General features: G+C 69.8%; 17 protein-coding genes, 4 pseudogenes and 1 riboswitch. Of the genes and pseudogenes, 16 read left to right on the forward strand and 5 right to left on the reverse strand.

What is annotated here, in order from left to right:
- Window positions 1–96: 96 nt before the first annotated feature.
- Window positions 97–192 (reverse strand): annotated as a pseudogene (locus FNV62_RS57330) (aquaporin family protein); the annotation flags it as partial.
- A gap of 80 nt (window positions 193–272) precedes the next feature.
- Here FNV62_RS57330 and FNV62_RS50705 point away from each other — a divergent pair.
- The 3 genes and pseudogenes from FNV62_RS50705 to FNV62_RS54905 all read left to right on the forward strand — a co-directional run bounded on the left by FNV62_RS50705 (window position 273) and on the right by FNV62_RS54905 (window position 2,377).
- Window positions 273–1,376, forward strand: a pseudogene (locus FNV62_RS50705) (RNA-guided endonuclease InsQ/TnpB family protein).
- A gap of 36 nt (window positions 1,377–1,412) precedes the next feature.
- Entirely contained in the window at window positions 1,413–2,030 is a 618-nt protein-coding gene (locus tag FNV62_RS54900) for a cupin domain-containing protein (RefSeq protein WP_205522487.1), read from the forward strand.
- A 17-nt stretch (window positions 2,031–2,047) separates the two neighbouring features.
- Window positions 2,048–2,377: a helix-turn-helix transcriptional regulator gene (locus FNV62_RS54905; protein WP_205522488.1), complete on the forward strand. Its 330-nt coding sequence runs from the start codon at window positions 2,048–2,050 to the stop codon at window positions 2,375–2,377.
- Between the two features lie 185 nt (window positions 2,378–2,562).
- Here the strand turns inward: FNV62_RS54905 and FNV62_RS50715 are convergent, their stop codons facing one another.
- Together FNV62_RS50715 and FNV62_RS50720 are read right to left on the reverse strand one after the other, a co-directional pair.
- A complete protein-coding gene (locus FNV62_RS50715; protein ID WP_143630143.1) occupies window positions 2,563–3,180 on the reverse strand; it encodes a TOPRIM nucleotidyl transferase/hydrolase domain-containing protein in 618 nt (205 codons plus the stop codon).
- 323 nt (window positions 3,181–3,503) lie between these two features.
- Complete coding sequence (locus FNV62_RS50720) at window positions 3,504–4,523, reverse strand: GlxA family transcriptional regulator (protein WP_082417875.1); 1,020 nt, start codon at window positions 4,521–4,523, stop codon at window positions 3,504–3,506.
- A gap of 393 nt (window positions 4,524–4,916) precedes the next feature.
- On the opposite strand from FNV62_RS50720, the pseudogene FNV62_RS58275 reads away from it, so the two are divergent.
- The 11 genes and pseudogenes from FNV62_RS58275 to FNV62_RS50770 all read left to right on the forward strand — a co-directional run.
- Window positions 4,917–5,129 (forward strand): annotated as a pseudogene (locus FNV62_RS58275) (CoA transferase); the annotation flags it as partial.
- A gap of 147 nt (window positions 5,130–5,276) precedes the next feature.
- A riboswitch (cobalamin riboswitch) is annotated at window positions 5,277–5,451 on the forward strand.
- A 397-nt stretch (window positions 5,452–5,848) separates the two neighbouring features.
- Window positions 5,849–7,372, forward strand: a complete 1,524-nt coding sequence (locus tag FNV62_RS50730) for a CoA-acylating methylmalonate-semialdehyde dehydrogenase (RefSeq protein WP_143610734.1) — start codon at window positions 5,849–5,851, stop codon at window positions 7,370–7,372.
- A gap of 5 nt (window positions 7,373–7,377) precedes the next feature.
- Entirely contained in the window at window positions 7,378–8,526 is a 1,149-nt protein-coding gene (locus FNV62_RS50735; RefSeq protein WP_143610735.1) for an acyl-CoA dehydrogenase family protein, read from the forward strand.
- Window positions 8,523–9,626: an enoyl-CoA hydratase/isomerase family protein gene (locus tag FNV62_RS50740; protein ID WP_143630144.1), complete on the forward strand. Its 1,104-nt coding sequence runs from the start codon at window positions 8,523–8,525 to the stop codon at window positions 9,624–9,626. Before FNV62_RS50735 ends, FNV62_RS50740 begins: the two co-directional genes overlap by 4 nt.
- A complete protein-coding gene (mmsB, locus tag FNV62_RS50745; protein ID WP_263986810.1) occupies window positions 9,623–10,519 on the forward strand; it encodes a 3-hydroxyisobutyrate dehydrogenase in 897 nt (298 codons plus the stop codon). Before FNV62_RS50740 ends, mmsB begins: the two co-directional genes overlap by 4 nt.
- Complete coding sequence (locus FNV62_RS50750) at window positions 10,516–11,319, forward strand: enoyl-CoA hydratase (protein ID WP_143630146.1); 804 nt, start codon at window positions 10,516–10,518, stop codon at window positions 11,317–11,319. The genes mmsB and FNV62_RS50750 overlap by 4 nt, the downstream gene beginning before the upstream one ends.
- A 574-nt stretch (window positions 11,320–11,893) precedes the next feature.
- A complete protein-coding gene (locus FNV62_RS50755; protein ID WP_143604680.1) occupies window positions 11,894–12,319 on the forward strand; it encodes a hypothetical protein in 426 nt (141 codons plus the stop codon).
- Between the two features lie 83 nt (window positions 12,320–12,402).
- Entirely contained in the window at window positions 12,403–12,597 is a 195-nt protein-coding gene (locus FNV62_RS50760; RefSeq protein ID WP_143630147.1) for a hypothetical protein, read from the forward strand.
- Window positions 12,590–13,405, forward strand: a complete 816-nt coding sequence (locus FNV62_RS50765; protein ID WP_143630148.1) for a class I SAM-dependent methyltransferase — start codon at window positions 12,590–12,592, stop codon at window positions 13,403–13,405. The genes FNV62_RS50760 and FNV62_RS50765 overlap by 8 nt, the downstream gene beginning before the upstream one ends.
- Before the next feature lie 188 nt (window positions 13,406–13,593).
- Window positions 13,594–13,806: pseudogene (locus tag FNV62_RS56515) on the forward strand (IS701 family transposase); the annotation flags it as partial.
- 373 nt (window positions 13,807–14,179) lie between these two features.
- Window positions 14,180–15,196, forward strand: coding sequence for a right-handed parallel beta-helix repeat-containing protein (locus FNV62_RS50770; protein ID WP_144316264.1), 1,017 nt, complete (start codon window positions 14,180–14,182; stop codon window positions 15,194–15,196).
- 197 nt (window positions 15,197–15,393) lie between these two features.
- On the opposite strand, the gene FNV62_RS50775 is transcribed toward FNV62_RS50770, so the two are convergent.
- Window positions 15,394–16,422, reverse strand: a complete 1,029-nt coding sequence (locus FNV62_RS50775) for a sigma-70 family RNA polymerase sigma factor (RefSeq protein ID WP_054237314.1) — start codon at window positions 16,420–16,422, stop codon at window positions 15,394–15,396.
- Between the two features lie 147 nt (window positions 16,423–16,569).
- Between FNV62_RS50775 and FNV62_RS50780 the strand changes: the two genes are divergently transcribed.
- Window positions 16,570–17,163, forward strand: coding sequence for a dihydrofolate reductase family protein (locus FNV62_RS50780; protein ID WP_143630152.1), 594 nt, complete (start codon window positions 16,570–16,572; stop codon window positions 17,161–17,163).
- Between the two features lie 238 nt (window positions 17,164–17,401).
- On the opposite strand, the gene FNV62_RS50785 is transcribed toward FNV62_RS50780, so the two are convergent.
- Window positions 17,402–18,634, reverse strand: coding sequence for an NADH:flavin oxidoreductase/NADH oxidase family protein (locus FNV62_RS50785; protein WP_143630154.1), 1,233 nt, complete (start codon window positions 18,632–18,634; stop codon window positions 17,402–17,404).
- Window positions 18,635–18,723: 89 nt separating this feature from the next.
- Between FNV62_RS50785 and FNV62_RS50790 the strand changes: the two genes are divergently transcribed.
- Window positions 18,724–19,347 (forward strand): TetR/AcrR family transcriptional regulator, encoded by a 624-nt coding sequence (locus FNV62_RS50790; protein ID WP_225900700.1) that lies wholly within the window; start codon window positions 18,724–18,726, stop codon window positions 19,345–19,347.
- Window positions 19,348–19,936: the final 589 nt, after the last annotated feature.

Raw genomic sequence — 19,936 nt, forward strand, 5'->3', positions numbered from 1 at the left:
GTCACAGCGTCGTTCGCCGGACTGGGCGACCGGATGCATCGGCGCTCTCGCCGTCCTGGCCCAGACCGCGGTCGCGGTAGTGCGCACCAGTCTTATTACGGCGGGGTTGAAGTGCGCGCCGGAGACCGGGCCGAGCAGGGTGATCAGGACGCCGAGCCCGAAGACGGTGGCCAGCGAGTTGGCCAGCAGCTGGGGGTCTGGTTCCCAGCGTGGTGACATAAGCCAAGGGTATTGGGATGGGGTGAACTCGACCGGAGGGGGCGGGCGTTGGGGTGATCCGTGCGTACAAGTTCCTCATGCGGCCCACCGTCCGGCAGGCTCAGGCACTCGGCGCGACGCTGTGGGATCACTGCTCCCTCTACAACGGGGCGTTGCAGGAACGCCGTGACGCCTACCGGCATGTCTCGAAGACGAGCGTCAGATACGGGATGCAGACCGGCGTTCGCCGCGTTCTTCCGCCGGGTCAAGTCCGGTGAGACGCGATTCCGTGGGGTGACCTGGTTCGACACGGTGGAGTTCGCGAAGGACGGGGACGGCTGCCGGTGGGACTCCACCCCGCACGACCCTGTTACCCGCGTCCGCTTCCAGGGCGTCGGCCACGTCAAGGTCAACCAGCACCGCGCCGTGGCCGGCCGGGTCAAGACCGTGTCGGTCAAGCGCGAGGGTCGTGAGTGGTTCGTCGTGCTCACCACCGAGCAGGACCAGCCCGAGCCGCTGCCCGCGACCGGCTCCGTGGTCGGCATCGACCTGGGCATCGCGAACTTCCTCGCCGACTCAGGCGGCGGGTTCGTGCCCAACCCGCGCCGCGGCCGCCGGGCAGCTCCAGGCAGCGCAGCGGGCACTGTCCCGGTTCCCGCGCCGCAAGGCGAAGGACCGCACCGCCAATCACCGGCGCGCGGTGGAGAAGGTCGCCCGGCTCCACGGCAACGTGCGCCGCCGGCGGCTCGACCACGCACACAAGACCGCGCTGGGCCTGGTCCGCGCACATGACGTCATCGCGCACGAGGACCTCAGGATCCGCAACATGAGCAAGGCCCCCGCGCCGAAGCCCGACCCCGGCCGGCCGGGCGCGTTCCTGCCCAACGGGGCCGCCGTCAAGGCCGGGCTCAACGCGTCGATCAGAGATGCCGGATGGGGGGGTGTTCCTGACGATCCTGCACGCCAAGGCTGAAAGCGCCGGACGGGAAGTGATCGCCGTGGACCCCCGCAACACCTCCCGCACCTGCCCCGCATGCGGGCACATGGTGAAGGAGAACCGGCCCACACAGGACAAGTGCCACTGCGTCGCCTGCGGCCACCACGCGCACGCCGACACAGCGGCAGCCGCCAACGTTCTACGGGCCGGGCTGGTCCGTCGCAACGCCAACCCGGCGTAACGAGAAGCCCCGTCCTTCAGGACGGGGAGGAGTCACGTGGTCGTCTCGCTGATACCTGAGTGCGTGGACGTACTGCACGATTGCCTTGCGCGGGCACGCGCCTCCGGCGCCGTCTTCGCCCGGACGGTGGCCGAGCCGCCGTGGGGGCTGCGGCTGGCCGGCTCGATCCAGCTGGCCGTGCACACCGTTGTCCGGGGGAGGGGATGGCTGTGGCTGGACGACCCCGGCAGCGCGGTGGAACTCGTGCCGGGGGAGGTGACGCTCGTCCGCGGTGGCCCCGATCACCACATCGCGCACGAGCCGGGCGCCGAGTGCCTCGAACCGGAGGACTTCCGGGCCCGGCACGCCTACGACGGGAGTTCCGAGGACCCGCGGGCGACGGTCTTCCTCTGTGGCGACTACCGGTTTTCGGGCGACATCGGCAGCGGGCTGCTGGAGGCACTGCCGCAGGTGCTGACCCTGTCGGCGGCGATAGTCGACCCGATGCGAGAGGTGATCGCGCTGCTGTCGTACGAGCTGACCGCCTCCGAGCCCGGCCAGCCCACCGTGCTGGACCGGCTCCTCGACGTTCTTCTGGCGCTCGCCATCCGCAACGACTTCCGCCGGAGCTCGACCGCACCCGTTGGTACCCGGCCTCCGCGGATCCCCGGCTGAACGCCGCGCTGCAGGCCATGCACGAGAACGCTGGCCATCCCTGGTCGGTCCCCGAACTCGCCGCGATCAGCGGTCTGTCCCGCGCGGCCTTCGCACGGACCTTCCGCGACGCCCTCGGCCAGACTCCCATGCAGTACCTGACCGACTGGCGGACGGCTCTCGCCCGCGACCACCTCCGCACCGGCGAACTCGGCATGACACATATCGCCCGCACTGTCGGCTACAGCTCGCCCTATGCCTTCGCGGCGGCCTTCCGGCGCCACCACGGCGAGCCGCCCGGGACCTGGCGGCAGCGGGAGTCACTCCGCACGCAGGCAGGCCCCGGGAACGATCCCCACACCCTCTGACACCCGCCCGTCACTGCCCGCATGACACCCGCCCGACTCTCTCCGCACCAGAACCAAGGCCCCGTTGGGCAACCTGCCGAGACGGAATTCTCATATGGTCGTTGGCAGCGCCAGTTGGCCACCTCGGACGGACAGTGGGACAGAGCGCCCGAAGTCGTCGCCGTAGCCGCGCTTTCGCGCGTCGGTCACAGACTCGTGAAGAGGTCGTCGAGCGGAGCCGGTACCTGTCCGGGGTCGAGGTGCTCGACCAGGAGATGCCCGTAGCGGATCTTGCGACCCTTCTTCGTGCCGAGGAAGCGCCGCAACTGCTGCTGCCGGGGCCGACCGTGGTGTGCGGGCTGGTGCAGGAAGGTCTGCCAGGCCCGCAGGTCGCCCTCGGCCTGGATGATCTCCTCGACGCGCGCCGTGCCCAGCGCGCGGATGAGTTCGTCCTCCAGGTCCGCCACGCACACGAAGAAGCCCCGGTGCGGTGCCCGGGCTCGCTTCAGGCCGCGGTCGTAGAAGCGCTGCTCGCCCTCGTCGCACAGTCCCCTCAGGTGCAGGCCAAGACCGGGTGGCCCGAGAAGACCGGCGTAGTGGCCGACACTCATCGCCCCGCCCATCGATACGACGCCCACCCCTTCGGCGGCCAGGTCCCGGCCTCGTCGTGCGGCCAGCGCCTCGATGGCCGCGAGGTCACTCGGTCCTTCCAGCAGCACCGCCGTCCGCAGCCCCAGTTGCACCACCAGGTCACTCGCCGGTTCGCCGGGACCGCCGGCCGCCCAGCGGCTGACCGCGTCCCGGAATGCGCTGATGTCCGCCATGAAGCGAGTCTGCACTTTCATCGACCGGCATGGCACGGGAATATTCGACGGCCCGGCTCGACGGGTCCGGCATTCTCGTCACCTGGGCCTGTTGATCCACTCCATCGCTTGCGGCACTGAGCCGGCGGCACTGAGGCGACGGAGGCTCGGGGTGCCGACGTCGCCTGAGCCGGACGCTGAAGCAGACGTCGGCGGCGAGAGGGGAAACTCGGCGATGCCGGACGGGACGCCTGTTGCCGGTTCGGTGGGCTACGTCGGATGATCCGGCTTCAGGGAGCCGGCAGTTCGCCGTCGTCGACCGGTTGTGTCTCGTTGTGGCTTGGCTACGGGGACACCGCTGCGGGTGCCGGATCCTTCGTGCCCACGCCGGTCGTGCGGAAGCTGGTCCGGAATGCGCCGGGTGTCACGCCCAGGTGTCGTACAAACGCTCTGCGGAGCGACTCGGGTGAGCCGAACCCGGTGCGCCGTGCCACTACCGGCAGGGAGTCGTCACCCGTCTCCAGCAGCGCCTGGGCGGCCTCCAGTCGGACCTGCTCGACGTAGCGGCCCGGAGTGGTTCCCACCTCTTCGTCGAAGAGCCGGGTCACGTGCCGGACGCTGACGCCTGCTCTGCGGGCCATGGCCGTGAGTGTGTGGTTGGCCCCGGGGTTCTCGGCGACGGTGTCCAGGACCCGGCGGAGCATCTCCTGGCGCGTGTGCGGCGCTCGGGAGCGAACGCTGAACTGGGACTGGCCGCCCGGCCGTTGCATGAAGACGACCATGTCCTTGGCGACCGACCGGGCGACCTCCGCACCGTAGTGATCTTCGACAAGGGCCAGGGACAGGTCGATTCCGGCGCTGACACCTGCCGAAGTCATCATCTGCCCGTCCCGTACGAAGATGGCGTCCGGCTGGACCCGCACGGACGGGAAACGAGAGGCCAGTTGCCGTGAATGCCGCCAGTGCGTCGCGGCGCGCCGGCCGTTGAGAAGTCCGGCTGCGGCCAGCAGAAATGCTCCGGTGCACACCGATGCCGTGCAGCGGCTCTTCTCGTTCAGTTGCCGGACCGTATCCAGCAGAGTGTCGTCCTTGATCAGCGTCTCCCATTCCGGGCCGCCCGGGATCACCAATACGTCGCACGGTTCTTGTACGTCGGCGGCGGACAGGTCGGCGCTGAGGCGGATCCCGGCGGAGGTGATGACCTCCGCCCCGTCCTCGGACGCGATCTGCACCCGATAACGCCCGCCGAACTCGTTCGCCGTCGTGAACACCTCGATGGGGCCGGTCACATCGAGCAGTCGCACGCCCGGAAAGACAAGCACGGTCACGATGAGCGGATCCGTTGCCGGGTGCTTGTGGTTCATCGGATGCCTCCGGGCTGTGCGCGGTGCGGACACTGGATCGGCAGGGTGTTGGCGATGGCGTACCCGTCGGCATGCCGCCGCCGTATCCCCTCGGGATCGGGGCGAGAGCCTGGCGAACGGCCCAGGCGGCGACGTGGTCGACCCCGATTGCCTGGCGCGCCCTGCCGCGTGTCCTGCGGAACGCGGCAGGGCGTGTCCTGACAGGCGCCGCGGGCTGTACGAGCCCGGTCAAGGGGCCGTAACCGACCTCGGTCCGCCCAGTCGTCGGATCTCCGTGTACTCATCATGTGCCGGTGACCCGGGCCCAAGCCACGACCGGTTTGCTACCTGCTGGGAGCCACAGCCTCTCAGTCCGCCTTCCGTGGCGGCTGATGGACCCTCCGTGTCTCCGGTCACGGCGCCGACGGTCTCCACAGCGACAGACCCGGATACGCCACGCCGGTCGAGGCCATGAGCGGCTTCGCGCACCTGGTGGGCGAACCGGGCGGACCGCCCTCCCCGACGGGCACCGCGCAACTGCCACCGCTCGAAGGACAGGAATCATGGCTCGCGCTGTTCTCAGCCTCGGCCCTCGCTCAGGGTGACCACGGCGCGGACCGCCCATGACGCCCCACACCGCGGCCGCCATCCGGATCACCCGCGCGTCGCGGTCGTCATGGTTCTGGCCAACCGGGCCGCGCGGTGACCAGCTGAGCGCGGCCGACTCAATCGCGGGCGTGGCGGGGTGGATTTACTAGGACGTCCAACTATATGCTCCTGAGGAATACCCGCGGTGCAGGGAAGCCGGTGTGAAACCGGCACGGTCCCGCCACTGTGACCGGGGAGTACGTCGTCGAGCAGGACGCCACTGACGAGCGAGATGTCGGGAAGGCGGACGGCGCGCGCTGATCCGGGAGTCAGGATACCGGCCGCGGTTTTGTTCCGTGTTGTCCACGAGGATGGAGCAGACACGCATGGCATCAATGTGCACCCACGACCCTGGTGGTCCGGACCGACGGGCATCGACTGCCGCGCGTCCCGCCTGGCAGGTACGGCCCGTCACGCGTCCCGCCGGACGGGTACGGATCGTCACGCGTCCCGCCAGGCAGGTGTGGACCGTAACGCGTCCTCCCGGACAGGTACGGATCGTCACGCGTCCCGCGGTACGGACGCCGAGTCCCGAGCGTCCGGCGGATCGGGCACGCGCTCACACGATCCTCGCGGTCTGAACGGCCTTTCTCTGACCTATGCCGTCTCGCGCGGCCCCCGCACGCACAAGGCCCTGCCTGTGTGTGCCGGTGGTCGGCGCGCCATCCCCGGATCCCACCTGACGAGAGCAGGCACCCATGGTCCGTGAACACGACCGCGCCACCGTACGTGAGTTGAGCCATTTCATCGGCGGAAAGCACATCCCGGGAACATCAGGGTCCTACGGCGACGTCCACGACCCCAACACGGGCGAGGTGCAGGCCCGCGTCCCGCTCGCCGACCGCGTCGAGACCGAGGCGGCGATCACCGACGCCGCGGCGGCGCAGCGTGAGTGGGGCGAGTGGAATCCGCAACGCCGTGCCCGAGTCCTCCTCCGCCTCCTCCAACTCGTCGAGGGCGAGCGGGACGCGCTCGCCCGACTGCTCTCCTCCGAGCACGGCAAGACGATCGCCGACGCGCACGGCGACATCCAACGCGGCCTGGAGGTGGTGGAGTTCGCCGCCGGGATCCCGCATCTGCTGAAGGGGGAGTTCAGCGACAACGCCGGCACCGGCATCGACGTCCACTCCTTGCGCGTCCCGATCGGTGTGGTGGCCGGCATCACCCCGTTCAACTTCCCCGCGATGATCCCCCTGTGGAAGGCGGCTCCCGCGTTGGCCTGCGGCAACGCGTTCATCCTCAAGCCCTCCGAGCGCGACCCGTCCGTACCACTGCGGCTCGCCGAACTCTTCCTCGAGGCGGGCCTGCCGCCGGGCGTCCTGAACGTCGTCCACGGCGGCAAGGAGACCGTCGACACCCTCCTCGAAGACCCCCGCGTCGGCGCGCTCGGCTTCGTCGGCTCCACCCCGATCGCCGCGTACGTCTACGCCACAGCCGCGGCCCACGGCAAGCGTGCCCAGTGCTTCGGCGGCGCCAAGAACCACATGATCGTGATGCCGGACGCCGACCTCGATCAGGCCGTGGACGCCCTGATCGGAGCCGGGTACGGCTCGGCGGGGGAGCGCTGTATGGCGATCTCCGTCGCCGTCCCGGTCGGCGAGGACACTGCCGACGCCCTGGTCGCCCGTCTGAAGGAGCGCATCGGCTCGCTCCGGATCGGCCGCAGTGACGACCCCGAGGCGGACTTCGGCCCCCTGGTCGGGCGGGACGCCGTCGACCGGGTCCGCCGTTACGTCGACCTCGGTGTCGAGGAGGGCGCGGAACTCGTCGTCGACGGACGGGACTTCGTCCTGCCCGGGCACGAGAACGGCTTCTTCGCCGGTGCCTCCTTGTTCGACCGGGTCACCCCCGCGATGCGCATCCACCGGGAGGAGATCTTCGGGCCGGTCCTGTCCGTGGTTCGCGCCGCGGACTACGAGGAGGCCCTGCGGCTTCCCAGCGAGCACGTCTACGGAAACGGTGTCGCGATCTTCACCCGGGACGGCGACACCGCCCGCGACTTCACCCGCCGGGTGAACACCGGCATGGTCGGCGTGAACGTGCCGATCCCCGTCCCGGTCGCCCACCACACCTTCGGCGGCTGGAAGCGTTCCGGCTTCGGCGACCTCAACCAGCACGGTCCGGACGCGATCCGCTTCTACACCCGTACCAAGACCGTCACCTCGCGCTGGCCCTCAGGCCTTCGGGAAGGCGCGAGCTTCACCATCCCGACGATGGGCTGAGCGCGATGACCACCACCCTGCTCACCGAGGACCAACAGGCCCTCGTCGAGACGACTCTGGACTTCGCCCAGGACCACCTAGCGCCGCACGCCCTGGACTGGGACCGGCACGAACACTTCCCGCTAGACGTCCTGCGCAAGGCCGCCGGGCTGGGCCTCGGCGGTGTGTACGTCCGTGAGGAGGTGGGCGGCTCGGGCCTCACCCGTGCCGACGGCGTCCTTGTCTTCGAGACCCTGGCCTCGGGCTGTCCGTCCATCGCGGGCTATCTCTCCATCCACAACATGGTCGCCTGGATGATCGACCAGTACGGCGAGCCGGCTCAGCGGGAGCGATGGCTGCCCCGGCTCTGCGCCATGGAGGACCTGGCGAGTTACTGCCTGACCGAACCGGGCGCCGGATCGGACGCCGCCGCTCTGCGCACCCGTGCCGTCCGCGACGGCGGCCACTACGTCCTGACCGGGGTCAAGCAGTTCATCTCCGGCGCGGGAGCCTCCCAGGTGTACGTCGTCCTGGCGCGCACCGGCGCCGACGGCCCGCACGGCATCTCCGCGTTCCTCGTCGACAAGGACGACCCCGGCCTCTCCTTCGGCCCCAACGAGCGGAAGATGGGCTGGAACGCCCAGCCCACCCGCCAGGTGATCCTGGACGGCGTCCGACTGTCCGCCGACCGGCTGCTCGGCCACGAGGGTGAGGGCTTCCGCATCGCCATGAACGGCCTCAACGGCGGACGCCTCGGCATCGCCGCCTGCTCCCTCGGCGGCGCCCGCAACGCCCTCGACCGCAGCCTGGCCCACCTCGCCGAACGGCAGGCGTTCGGCGGGCGCCTTCTCGACGCGCAGGCGCTCCAGTTCCGGCTGGCGGACATGGCGACCGAGCTGGCCGCCGCCCGCGCGCTGGTCCACCAGGCCGCCCAGGCACTGGACCGCGGCGATCCACAGGCGCCGCACCTGTGCGCGATGGCCAAGCGGTTCGCCACCGACACCGGATACTCCGTCGCCGACCGGGCTCTGCAACTGCACGGCGGCTACGGCTACCTGAGCGAGTACGGCATTGAGAAGATCGTCCGCGACCTGCGGGTCCACCAGATCCTGGAAGGAACCAACGAGATCATGCGCGTCATTGTGGCCCGTGGCCTGACGGAGGCATTCCGATGACCGACACAGACGACACCGTGCCGCCGGCCGGTACCGACGACTCCCTGCTGCTGCGTACCGAGGGGCGTGCCGCATATCTGACCCTCAACCGGCCCAAGGTGCTCAACGCCCTCACGCACGCGATGGTCCGCCGTATCGACGTCGCGCTGACGGCCTGGGAGCACGACCCGGCCGTGGAGACCGTCGTCCTCACCGGCGCGGGGGAGCGGGGCCTGTGTGCGGGCGGCGACATCCGTGCCATCCACGACGACGCCCGGAACGGGGACGGGACGGCGTCGGCGGCCTTCTGGCGGGACGAGTACCGGCTCAACGCCCGCATCGCCCACTACCCGAAGCCGTACGTCGCCGTGATGGACGGCATCGTCATGGGCGGTGGCGTCGGCGTCTCAGCCCACGGCAGCGTCCGGATTGTCACGGAACGCTCGAAGATCGCCATGCCGGAGACCGGCATCGGCTTCGTACCGGACGTCGGGGGCACCTATCTGCTCGCCCTCGCGCCCGGGGAACTCGGCACGCACCTGGCGCTGACCGGATCCCCGGCGGGCGCGGGTGACGCTCTGCTGTGCGGGCTCGCCGACCTCTACGTACCGTCGGACTCCCTGCCAGGGCTGCTCGCCGCCCTCGCCCACGCGCCGGTACGACAGGTCCTGGGCGAGTACGCACGACAGGAACCGTCCGGTGAACTCGCGGCAGCACGGCCCTGGATCGACGCCTGCTACGCCGCCGACACCGTCGAGGAGATCATCGACCGCCTCCTCGAACACGGCGGTAGCGCGGCCAAGGAGACCGCCGAGACCCTGCTCACCAGATCCCCCACCTCCCTCAAGGTCACCCTCGAGGCACTCCGCAGAGCCCGGCGGCTCGGTCCGCTGGAGAACGTGCTGGACCAGGAGTACCGAGTCTCCTGCGCGGGCCTCACCGCACCCGACCTGGTGGAGGGCATCCGCGCCCAGGTCATCGACAAGGACCGCAGCCCGCGCTGGACACCGCCGACGCTCGCCGAGGTCACGGATGCGGACGTCGAGCGCTTCTTCACGCCCCTCGGCGAGCGGGAACTCGGCCTCGCCGCATCCGACACCACGCAGGAGGTGCCCTGGTGAGCAGGACCGTCGCGTTCATCGGGCTGGGACACATGGGCCGTCCCATGGCCGCCAACCTGGTCAAGGCCGGCCACCGGGTACGCGGCTACGACCTGTCACCCGCATCCCTGAAGGCAGCGGCCGACGCGGGTGTCGAGCCCGCGGCATCCGCGACGGAGGCGGTGGCTGGCACGGATGTGGTGATCACCATGCTGCCTGCCGGACAGCATGTGCTGGAGCTGTACCAGGACATCGTCGGGGCCGCCCGGCCCGGAACCCTCTTCGCCGACTGCTCGACCATCGATGTCGCCGACGCCCGCACCGCCCACGACAGGGCGGTCTCGGCCGGGATGCGGGCCCTGGACGCGCCGGTCTCCGGCGGAGTCGTCGGCGCCGAGGCGGCCACCCTCACCTTCATGGCCGGCGGCGGCGAGGACGAGTACGCCGAGGCCGAACCCCTGCTCGCCGCCATGGGCAGGAAGGTGGTCCACTGCGGCGGCGCGGGCGCCGGACAGGCCGCGAAGATCTGCAACAACATGATCCTCGGCATTTCGATGATCGCCGTCAGCGAGGCCTTCGTACTCGGCGAGAGCCTGGGCCTGTCCCACCAGGCGCTGTATGACGTGGCCTCCGTGGCGTCCGGCCAGTGCTGGGCACTCAGCGTCAACTGCCCGGTGCCGGGGCCGGTGCCGACCAGCCCCGCGAACCGTGACTACCGCCCCGGCTTCGCCGCCCCGCTCATGGCCAAGGACCTGGGCCTGGCGGCCGACGCGGCCAGGGCCGGTGGCGTCAGGGCCGAACTCGGTCTGCGCGCGGCCGAGTTGTACGCCGCATACGCCCAGGGAGCAGGCACCGCCGAGGACTTCTCGGGCATCGTCCGGACGATCAGGGACCAGAGCGGAGAACAGGCATGACCACCGATACGACACCGGCCGCGACAGACGCGTACGACACCATCCTCGTCGAACGCAAGGGCCGGACCGCCTTGCTCACCCTCAACCGGCTCCACGCCCTCAACGCCCTCAACCTCCAGGTCATGAACGAGGTCGTCGCGGCCACCGAAGCCCTCGACCGCGACCCGGATGTGGGCTGCATCGTGCTCACCGGATCGGCGAAGGCGTTCGCGGCCGGAGCCGACATCAAGGAAATGCGGCCGCAGAGCTACCTGGACATGTACCTCAGCGACTGGTTCACCGCCTGGGACCGGCTCGGACAGCTGCGCACGCCGACCGTGGCGGCGGTCGCCGGGTACGCGCTCGGCGGCGGCTGCGAACTCGCCATGCTCTGCGACATCCTCCTCGCGGCCGACACCGCCGTCTTCGGCCAGCCGGAGATCAAACTCGGCGTCATCCCCGGCATCGGCGGCTCCCAGCGGCTCACGCGCGCGGTCGGCAAGGCCAAGGCCATGGAACTGTGCCTGACCGGCCGCACCATGGACGCGGCCGAAGCCGAACGGGCCGGCCTGGTCTCGCGCGTGGTGCCCGCCGACGAACTGCTCGGCGAGGCACTGGCGGTCGCCGAGACCGTGGCGGGCATGTCGCTGCCGGTCGCCATGATGGCGAAGGAGGCGGTCGCCCGCGCCTTCGAGACAACCCTCGCCGAGGGCGTCCGCTTCGAACGCCGACTCTTCCACGCGGTGTTCGCCACCGCCGACCAGAAGGAGGGCATGAGCGCCTTCATCGACAAGCGCCCGCCCCACTTCACCCACCACTGACCCACGCGCAACAACGCCCGGGCCGCCGCCCGCAGGAGAACACCACACCCGGCGGCCCCGGTGTCCCTCGGCGGACGACCAACTCCGCCTCCGCCGACCCCCGTCCCGGTCGGACGGCCCGCCCCTCCACCGGATACGGCACATACGTACGCCGATCGCGATCGATGGCCGGCCGTCCGCGGCGGCGGTCGGTGAGAGGAGGGCTTCGCCGGCGGCCACGACGACAGTCTCTGCCCGCGCCCGAAGCGGTGGCTGCTCGTTCCCGGCGGGCCGCGGCCGGGCCGGGTATTCGGCCATCGTCTACCCGGCAGGGGCCCGCACCGGCGTGACCACGACCCCCGTGATTGCGCTGGTCGTCGCCGGACAGCTGCCCTTCACCAACAGACGGACGCCGGCCCCTTCGACACTCGCACGTTCCGTTCCGCTGCTTCGCCGCCGACACCGAAGGCCATGCAGGAACTCAGCACAACGCTGCCGCCGTAGAGGAATGGCCAGCCCAGCGTGCCAGGCGGCACTCGTGTTGCCGTGGACGGCGTTGGGCCGACTGTCGGTGCCGAGTGCTTGTATTCGTGCCATGACATCATCGGTTTTTCCGGCGCCGCCCGATCGCATTCAGCGGCAGGACATCACCGTCATGCAGCAGGCCACCGTCGATGAGCTGACCCATATTCAGCGGCTTTGGCCGTCGTTCGAGCAACTGGTCGGGCTGCGCGGACGCAAGATGTACGCGCAGATCGACGAACGCCAGAACACTTACACGGTGTGCACACCGGTCAAGGAGCACGACAGCCCGGACCGCCTGGGCCTGCAACTGGGCACCTTGGCAGGAGGCTGGTACCTGCGCGGCCGTCTTGTCGGCGACCCTCCCCAGATCTATGGGCGAATCGCCGATGGCGTCGCCGAGCTGCAGGCAACGCTGCCGGCCGATGACACCCGGCCACTGGTCGAGTTCTACCGCCGCCACGACCAGATTGAGCTGTGGGTGCCGATCCGGTCGTGACGCCGGATCAGCGGTACGGCAGGCCAACCGAGAGAAGCAGCCCATCGCACCCGCCGGTCAGCCGTGTGGTTGGATCGCGCCGAATGAATCGTCGCAGCGGTGGGAGGACACGTCGGCGGCTCGCGCGGTGCGCTTCGCTCCTCGAGGCCCAACACGCCGAGCGTTTCCTGGCCTGCCAGGGCGATGACGAGGTCATCGAACTCGACCTCGCCTTCGACAACGGCGACTTCCCCGCGGGCACGGCGTACCTCTCGTACGGGACGGACAACGTTGATTGACTACGACGGCGAGGCCCTGGACTACGACGCCTCCCGGGGTGGCGAACCGAGGGCGCAGGCGACGGTGGAGGCGCTGGACCGGCTGCTGCCGCGGGGAAGGTGCACGGTCCTGGACATCGCCTGTGGCACGGGCATCGTCACCAGGCGTCTGCTGCGGCCGGACCGTACGGTGCTGGGAGTCGACTGTTCCCAGGGGATGTTGAGGCTCGCGGCGCGCCGTGTGCCGGGCGGCGTCGTACAGGGCGACGCGTCCGGTCTTCCCGTGGCGTCGGGCAGTGTGGACGCCGTCGTGATCGTCTGGCTGCTGCATCTCCTGCTGGACCCGGTCCCGGTGCTGGCCGAGGCGGCCAGGGTGCTGCGGCCCGGGGGGACGCTGATCACCACGGTCGACAAGGACGACGCGTATTTCGTCCCGGACAGCGATATCGCGCGCGTGACGGCAGAGGCGCGTCGTCAGTACGCGCTGCGCGTGCCCGACCATTGCGCCCGGGTGCTGGACTGGGCGGCCCGGCAGGGGCTGGTCGAGGCGGGGGAGACGGAGTTCCCCGGCACGGGACAGGGCCGTAGTCCGCGCAGCTGGCAGGAAGCGATCCAGGCGGGACGCATCCCCTGGGCCGGCCCGGATCGGATGACCGGCGTGTGCGACGGGCTAGCCGCCCTGCCGGACCAGGACACCGCCCGCCCGGATCCGCTCTACCGTGTCCTCGCCCTCAAGTACTTCGGAGAACACACCCGACGTCGAGACAGTCCTCGACCACGTAGTCGCCCCCATGATGTATCGGATCCTCTTCCGCCCGGACGGGCTTGACACCGCGTACGCGCGTCGGCTGGTGGCAGGGCTCCTCGGGTCGACCGACCGCTGACCGCACGCCTCCGCGCGCAGACTCTTCCGCTCCCGAGCCGGACTGCTGTGCCCCTGGAGGCCGCGGCCTCACCACCACTTCCAGGGCAGCTTTTGGCAACGGGCTGGTGCTGCAACGGTGCTTGCCGTGGCCACTGGGTGGGTCCGTTGTTGGCGCCACCCTTCGGACGGGCGAACTGAGTGCGGTGCGCGAGCGGTTCGTGCATCGGTTCAGCCGGGAGAGACCGCGTCAGTCGGTGCTCGCTCATTTACGGGGACCGCCTCCTCAGCCGGGGCGGAAGAACGGCCGGACGCTCGCGGAGAAAGCCGGGCACGCCGGTCCCGATCGCCTCCACCGTCTGCTGAACCCGCATCAGCATGGGCGCCCTCCCCGCACGCTGACCCCGCGACCTTCCGGGTTCCGCCCCTTGCGGCGCCTCCGTCGCCGCCTCGCGGCGATCGCAGGCGCACGCTGATGGTGTGCTGCTGATCTGCCGCCGCGCACCGGCGGGCCTGGTCGTGGAGCCGCTCTCGTTCGTTCAGGCCTGGGCTTCACCCGGACCCTGCGCGCCCGGCCAACCCGTTCGGACGCCCCGACGGTTGTTCGCAAGTATGAATAAGAATCACGTACCCATCTATTGACGCGTTCATAGCACGCGCTTACGTTCCCCTTCGAGAACGTGAGAAAGCGCTTTCTCTTGCACGGCACCCCTGGTCACGGACGAACCTGGAGGCAGAACGATGCAAGTGAGACCCGTCATCGCGTGTGTAAGCCTGCTGGCCGGCGCGCTTGTCGCGCTCTCCGGCACCCCGGCCCAGGCCGCGAGTACCACCCAGTACGTGTCGCCGAGCGGCACCGACAGCGCGGCCGGCACGCAGTCCGCCCCGACGACGCTCACCACGGCGATCAGCCGCATCGCGTCCGGCGGCACCATCTACCTGCGCGGCGGGACGTACGCCTACTCGTCGACGATCACGATCCCGGCGGGCAACAACGGCACCTCGAGCGCCCGCACCACCCTGTCCGCCTACCCGGGCGAGACCCCGGTGCTGAACTTCTCGGCGCAGAGCGAGAGTTCGTCGAATCGCGGACTCCAGCTGTACGCCAACTACTGGCGTCTGTACGGCATCACCGTCCAACGCGCCGGCGACAACGGCATCTACGTCGGCGGCAGCAACAACGTCATCGAGCGGACGGTGACCGCGTACAACCGGGACGTCTTCCGTTACGACGTCTCCCACAACAACATCGACGACGGCTGGGACCTGTACACGAAGACCGACACCGGCGCGATCGGCCCGGTGACCATCGAGTACTCCCTGTCCTACAAGAACGGGACGCTGAGCGACGGCACCGTGAACTCCAACGGCGACCGCAACGGCTACAAGCTCGGCGGCGACGACATCGCGGTCAACCACGTGGTCCAGCACGACATCGCCTACGGCAACGGTCACCACGGATTCACGTACAACAGCAACCCGGGCAAGATGACGATCTCGAACAACGCGAGCGTCGACAACGCCCAACGCAATTTCTCCTTCGACGCGGGCACTTCGGTCTTCCGGACCAACACCTCGTGCCGCTTCAGCGTCAGCGGCTCGAACGACAAGACCATCGGAGACGCCGACAGCTCGAACCAGTTCTGGACCGGCACGAACGGCTCCCGCTGCTCCTCCTACAGGGGAACCCTGGGCTGGTCCTTCGCTTCGGACGGGCACCTCGCCGTGACCTTCGGCGGCAAGGTCGTGACGCCCTAACCACGACCGAGGCGGGGGCTGGGCGCTCGCGTTCGGCAGATACGCGAACGACGTGTCCAGCCCCCGTGTCAGCGCCCCTGCCGTTCTCGACTCGAACCCACCTCGACACATCGGAGAGAACAACGCGCCAAGTCCTCAGGCGAGTTGCCGGGAGGTGCGGACAGTGTGCGGTGCGTCACCCGCCCCGTCAGCAAGATTTATCCCAGCTTCGGGAGATGAGGGAGCGATCGGGGTAGCCCGAATGACGGCAGCACGCTGTTTTCGAAGCGGGTCATGGCGCAGATCCGGTCGCCGGTGAGGGTGAGGACGTAGAGGCCGGTCCCGTGGCTGATGCCGTTGGGGGCGCGCAGGTAGGCGCCGAACGCCGGCTGACCGTTGGCTCGCGTCGGGATGAGGTCGAACCTGCGATCTGCGCGGAAAATGCTGGCGCAGAAGCGGGCCACGACGTCTCGGCCCTGGTATTCGAAGGGCATCGGTGGCATCGACATGAAGACGTCATCGGTGAGAAGGGCCACCAGTGCGTCCAGGTCGGCGGACTCCCATGCGCGGACGAATTTCGCCACGATCGCGTCCTCGGAGGGTGAGTCGGAGGCGGGCGGCGGTTCTCGATCGTCGGTCGTGGGACGTCGGTGGTGCAGGCTGGCGCGCGCCCGTTTGAGGGCGCTTTTGACCGACTCGACGCTCGCGTCCAGCATGTCGGCCACCTCGGCGGCGTGGAACCCGAGGACGTCGCGCAGGACGAGCACGGCGAGCTGGCGAGGCGGCAGGAGCTGGAGGGCGGTCATGAAGGCCAGGGAGATGGATTCGGTCTGCTCGTAGCGGGCCTCCGGGTCGAGCGGTGCGTCGATGACACCCTCAAGCAGGGCGTTGGGAATGGGCTCGAGCCAGACGACCTCACCGAGCCGGGTGGGCTCGGGCGGTTCCACATGGGGCACGTCCCACTCCTTGGCCTGGCGTCGGCCGGCCGACCGGCGCGCGTTGAGGCACCGGTTGGTGGCGATCCGGTACAGCCAGGTACGCAGCGAGGCGCGTCCCTCGAACCCCCCGAAGCCTTGCCAGGCGGCCAGCAGCGTGTCCTGCAGGACGTCCTCGGCGTCCTGGAACGATCCGAGCATCCGGTAGCAGTGCACGTGCAGCTCCCGGCGGTACTGCTCGGTCAGCTGCCGGAACGCCTCGCCGTCCCCGGCCCGCGCCCTGGAGATCAAGTCGGCTGCCGCTTCGCCCATTCTCGGGTCACCTCTTCCCGCATCTTGTCGCCCTTCTTGTATGGACACCGGCGGAGGGGCGAAGGGGGCGGTTGGCGGGCGCCCCTTTCTCGATTTCTCGGTGTCTACCTCAGTGGTAAGTGACCACACAGCACAGGGAGAAGCACCATGGGAAAGATCATCATCAGCGAGAACGTCTCGCTCGACGGTGTCGTCCAGGATCCGACCGGTGAGGAGGGCTTCAGGCTGGGTGGCTGGTACCTCCAGATGGGAGACAACGACCGCGAGGCGTGGGCGAAGCTCTTGCTCGCCGAGGCCCTGGGCGCCGAGGCCCTGCTCCTCGGTCGGCGGACCGACGAGTGGTTCGCCACGCGGTGGCTGTCCCGTACCGGCGAGTGGGCGGACAGGTTGAACAGCCTGCCCAAGTACGTCGTGTCCGCCACCCTCCAAGAGCCCAAGTGGAGCGACTCGCCGGCATCCAAGGGCAGGGTGCTCAAGGGCGACGTGGTGGACGAGGTCTCGAAGCTGAAGCAGGAGCTGGATGGCGACCTCGTCGTATACGCAAGCAGCCGGCTCGTGCACACGCTGATGGAGCACGACCTCGTCGACGAACTGCGGCTCACCGTGTTCCCGGTCGTGCTCGGGGCCGGCGAGCGTCTCTTCGGCGAGACCAGCGACAAGAAGCCCATGCGCCTCGTTCACGCCCGGACCGTCGGCGACGGCCTCGCCTTCCTCACCTACCAGCCGGTCCAAGACGCCTAGCTGTCGCTGCGTCGACGTCGGCCGGCGAGCACCTCCGTGGGGGGTGAGGGGACCGCCCTCCACGGGGCATGCTGGTGGGACCGGAGGGCGGCGCGTCTGTTCCCCCAGCCTTCGCCGCCGGGCGGCCAGCTCCGGGGCCGGCTGGCGATGGAGAGCCAGGAGCACGTCCGAGCCCGGCACGACGCGATGAGCGCGGTGTGGAGCGGACGGTGTCGGCTCGCTCCGCCAACAGTCTGTTCTAGGACGCCGACAACCACGCGCGGTAGCGGCGCAGTGCCCGTCGCTGCTGACGCTGCTCGGTGAGAAGGGCGTACGCGGGGCGGGTGTTGGGCTTGGGACGGCTTCCGCGGGCGATGCGGCGCAGCTGGTGACGGACCTGCGCCATGCTCGCGGCGGAAGCGAGGGCTTTGTCGGACCAGGTCACCGGCCGCAGTTGCCGGTCCGCCTCGCGGCCGTGGCGCCAGCGGTCGGGCAGGTCCGGGGTGACGGCGAGGGCGGTGCCCATCCCGACGAGTGCCACGCCACTGGCGAGGACCAGTTCGGCGGTATCGCGCCGGGTGATGCCGCCGGTGAGCATCAGCGGGAGAGGACTGGTCTTGACCAGGTCCTTCGCCAGGTCCAGGAAGTACGCCTCACGGGCCTGGGTGCGCGCATCGGCGGGGCGGCCGGACATCGCGGGGCTCTCGTAACTGCCGCCGGACAGTTCCACCAGGTCGACGCCGAGCGGTTCGAGCATCGCGATCACCTGCCGAGCATCGTCGGCGTCGAATCCGCCCCGCTGGAAATCCGCGGAGTTGAGCTTCACCGCGACCGCGAAGGACGGCGAGACGGCGGCCCGCACGGCCCGGACGACGTCCAACAGCATCCGAGCCCGGTTTTCCAGGGACCCGCCCCACTCGTCGGTGCGTTGGTTGACCAGCGGGGACAGGAACTGTGAAAGCAGGTAACCATGCGCGGCGTGAACCTCCACACCGTCAAACCCCGCCTTCTCGGCGCGATGGGCCGTGACCGCGTACCGCGTCACCGTGGCCTCGATCTGCTCGGGGGTCATGGCGACAGGGCGACCGAAACGGCTGCTGTGCTTTCCCAGGTCGACCCCCACCGCGGACGGGCCCCACACGACGCCGGGCATGTCTGCCTGGATCTGGCGGCCGGGGTGATTGATCTGCATCCACATCGCTCCGCCGCCGGACTTGCCGGCCTTGGCCCACTCGGCGAACGGCTCCAGCGGCGCGGCATCGTCGAGTACGACTCCGGCGGGACCGGTCAGTGCCTCGGCGTGGACCATGACGTTGCCGGTGATCAGGAGTCCGGTGCCGCCGGTGGCCCAGCGCCGGTACAGCGACAGCAGCTGTCCATCGGGCAGCTGGCCGTCGCCGGCCATGTTCTCCTCCATGGCCGCCTTCGCGATCCGGTTGCCCAATACCTGCCCAGAGCGCAGGGACAGCGGTGAGAAAAGCTCGCTGGCCATCCGGATTCTCCTCTCCATCGATTACAATGTGTGCACCGTTCACATTAAGCGGGCAATGTGCGCGGTGTAAACATAAGGGAGGGTGTTCCGTGCCACAAGCGAATGACTCGTACCACCACGGCGATCTGCGCGCGGCCTGCCTGCGTGCTGCGCGGGAGCTGCTGGAGGAGGACGGCAGCGCCGGACTGTCCCTGCGGGCGGTCGCACGGCGGGCCGGTGTGTCGGCGACCGCCCCGTACCGCCACTACGCGGACCGCGACGCGCTCGTCTCCTCCGTTGCCGCCGAGGGCTACCGCGAACTCGCCGGATACCTGACCGCGGCGCATCCCGCGCCCGCGACGCCTGACGATCTCACCGCGGTCGCCGTTGCCTACGTCCGATTCGCGCTCGATCACCCGGCGATGTTCCGGGTGATGTTCGCGGAGCCCTGCGATCCGGGCAACGAGGAGCGGGTGGAGGCGACCGCCGCCCTGTCGGAGTACGTCCGCGGCATCGTCCGGGGCACCTTTCCCGACGCCGATCCGGAAGCGCTGTCGACCACGGTGTGGGCCCTGGTCCACGGCTTGGCCTTCCTGCACCTGGACGGCAAGCTCGACGCCTCCACGCCCGAGGTGGTGGCCGACCAGGTCCGCACAGCCGTCCACGCGCTGTTCACCGCATCCCCGGTGGCGTCGAAGGCGGCGACCGAGCCGACCGAGCGGGCCAGGGCGTAGTGGCCCGGGGGGACCGGGAACGACCTGACGGGCGGGCCGCGGCCGGGAGGACGGTCGGCCTCAGCGATAGGTGAGCAGATGCGACGGTCGCCGGTGACGTGGACAGCGGGGTGCCGCGGAGCGTGGCGAGACTGCCGCCGGACCTGAGGTGACGACGACCGCGCCCCCGTTCCTGGGGCGGTGGTGCGTCACGCTCCGGCAGAGCGACGTGGCCGTACGCGTACCAGCGCGGATCCTGGCCGAGCGGCTGCTTGAGTCCGGCCGCCTCGGCGACGAGTTGCGCCGTTTCGCGTTGGCGCGCGAGGGTGCCCGACACGAGGTGCGGATCGCGCAGAGCACGACGGGGCAACTCCCGGCCGACACGGCGCGGTCCGGAGGGTGCGAAAGGCCGGATCACGGGTCCGGCGCGGTCATCGTCGGGTCAGTCGCTGGCCGGGGGAGGGGCCGGGTGCGACCGGTTTCGCGGAGCTGATCGCGCGGCGCCACCCACCCCTGGTCGGCGGAGAGCTGCGCCCGCCGCCTCCCGCCTGGGCTATGCGCTGTTGAACTGTCCGCGGATACTGTCCGGCGCCATGTCGATCACGGGATG

The organism is Streptomyces sp. RLB3-17 (genome assembly GCF_007113425.2).
Taxonomy (GTDB): Bacteria; Actinomycetota; Actinomycetes; order Streptomycetales; family Streptomycetaceae; genus Streptomyces; species Streptomyces mirabilis_D.

Coding starts and splice junctions, on each gene's coding strand:
- FNV62_RS54905 (WP_205522488.1), top strand. CDS start 2,048: ATGCACGAGAACGCTGGCCATCCCTGGTCGGTCCCCGAACTCGCCGCG.
- FNV62_RS50715 (WP_143630143.1), bottom strand. CDS start 3,180: ATGGCGGACATCAGCGCATTCCGGGACGCGGTCAGCCGCTGGGCGGCC.
- FNV62_RS50720 (WP_082417875.1), bottom strand. CDS start 4,523: ATGAACCACAAGCACCCGGCAACGGATCCGCTCATCGTGACCGTGCTT.
- FNV62_RS50730 (WP_143610734.1), top strand. CDS start 5,849: ATGGTCCGTGAACACGACCGCGCCACCGTACGTGAGTTGAGCCATTTC.
- FNV62_RS50735 (WP_143610735.1), top strand. CDS start 7,378: ATGACCACCACCCTGCTCACCGAGGACCAACAGGCCCTCGTCGAGACG.
- FNV62_RS50740 (WP_143630144.1), top strand. CDS start 8,523: ATGACCGACACAGACGACACCGTGCCGCCGGCCGGTACCGACGACTCC.
- FNV62_RS50750 (WP_143630146.1), top strand. CDS start 10,516: ATGACCACCGATACGACACCGGCCGCGACAGACGCGTACGACACCATC.
- FNV62_RS50755 (WP_143604680.1), top strand. CDS start 11,894: ATGACATCATCGGTTTTTCCGGCGCCGCCCGATCGCATTCAGCGGCAG.
- FNV62_RS50760 (WP_143630147.1), top strand. CDS start 12,403: ATGAATCGTCGCAGCGGTGGGAGGACACGTCGGCGGCTCGCGCGGTGC.
- FNV62_RS50770 (WP_144316264.1), top strand. CDS start 14,180: ATGCAAGTGAGACCCGTCATCGCGTGTGTAAGCCTGCTGGCCGGCGCG.
- FNV62_RS50775 (WP_054237314.1), bottom strand. CDS start 16,422: ATGGGCGAAGCGGCAGCCGACTTGATCTCCAGGGCGCGGGCCGGGGAC.
- FNV62_RS50780 (WP_143630152.1), top strand. CDS start 16,570: ATGGGAAAGATCATCATCAGCGAGAACGTCTCGCTCGACGGTGTCGTC.
- FNV62_RS50785 (WP_143630154.1), bottom strand. CDS start 18,634: ATGGCCAGCGAGCTTTTCTCACCGCTGTCCCTGCGCTCTGGGCAGGTA.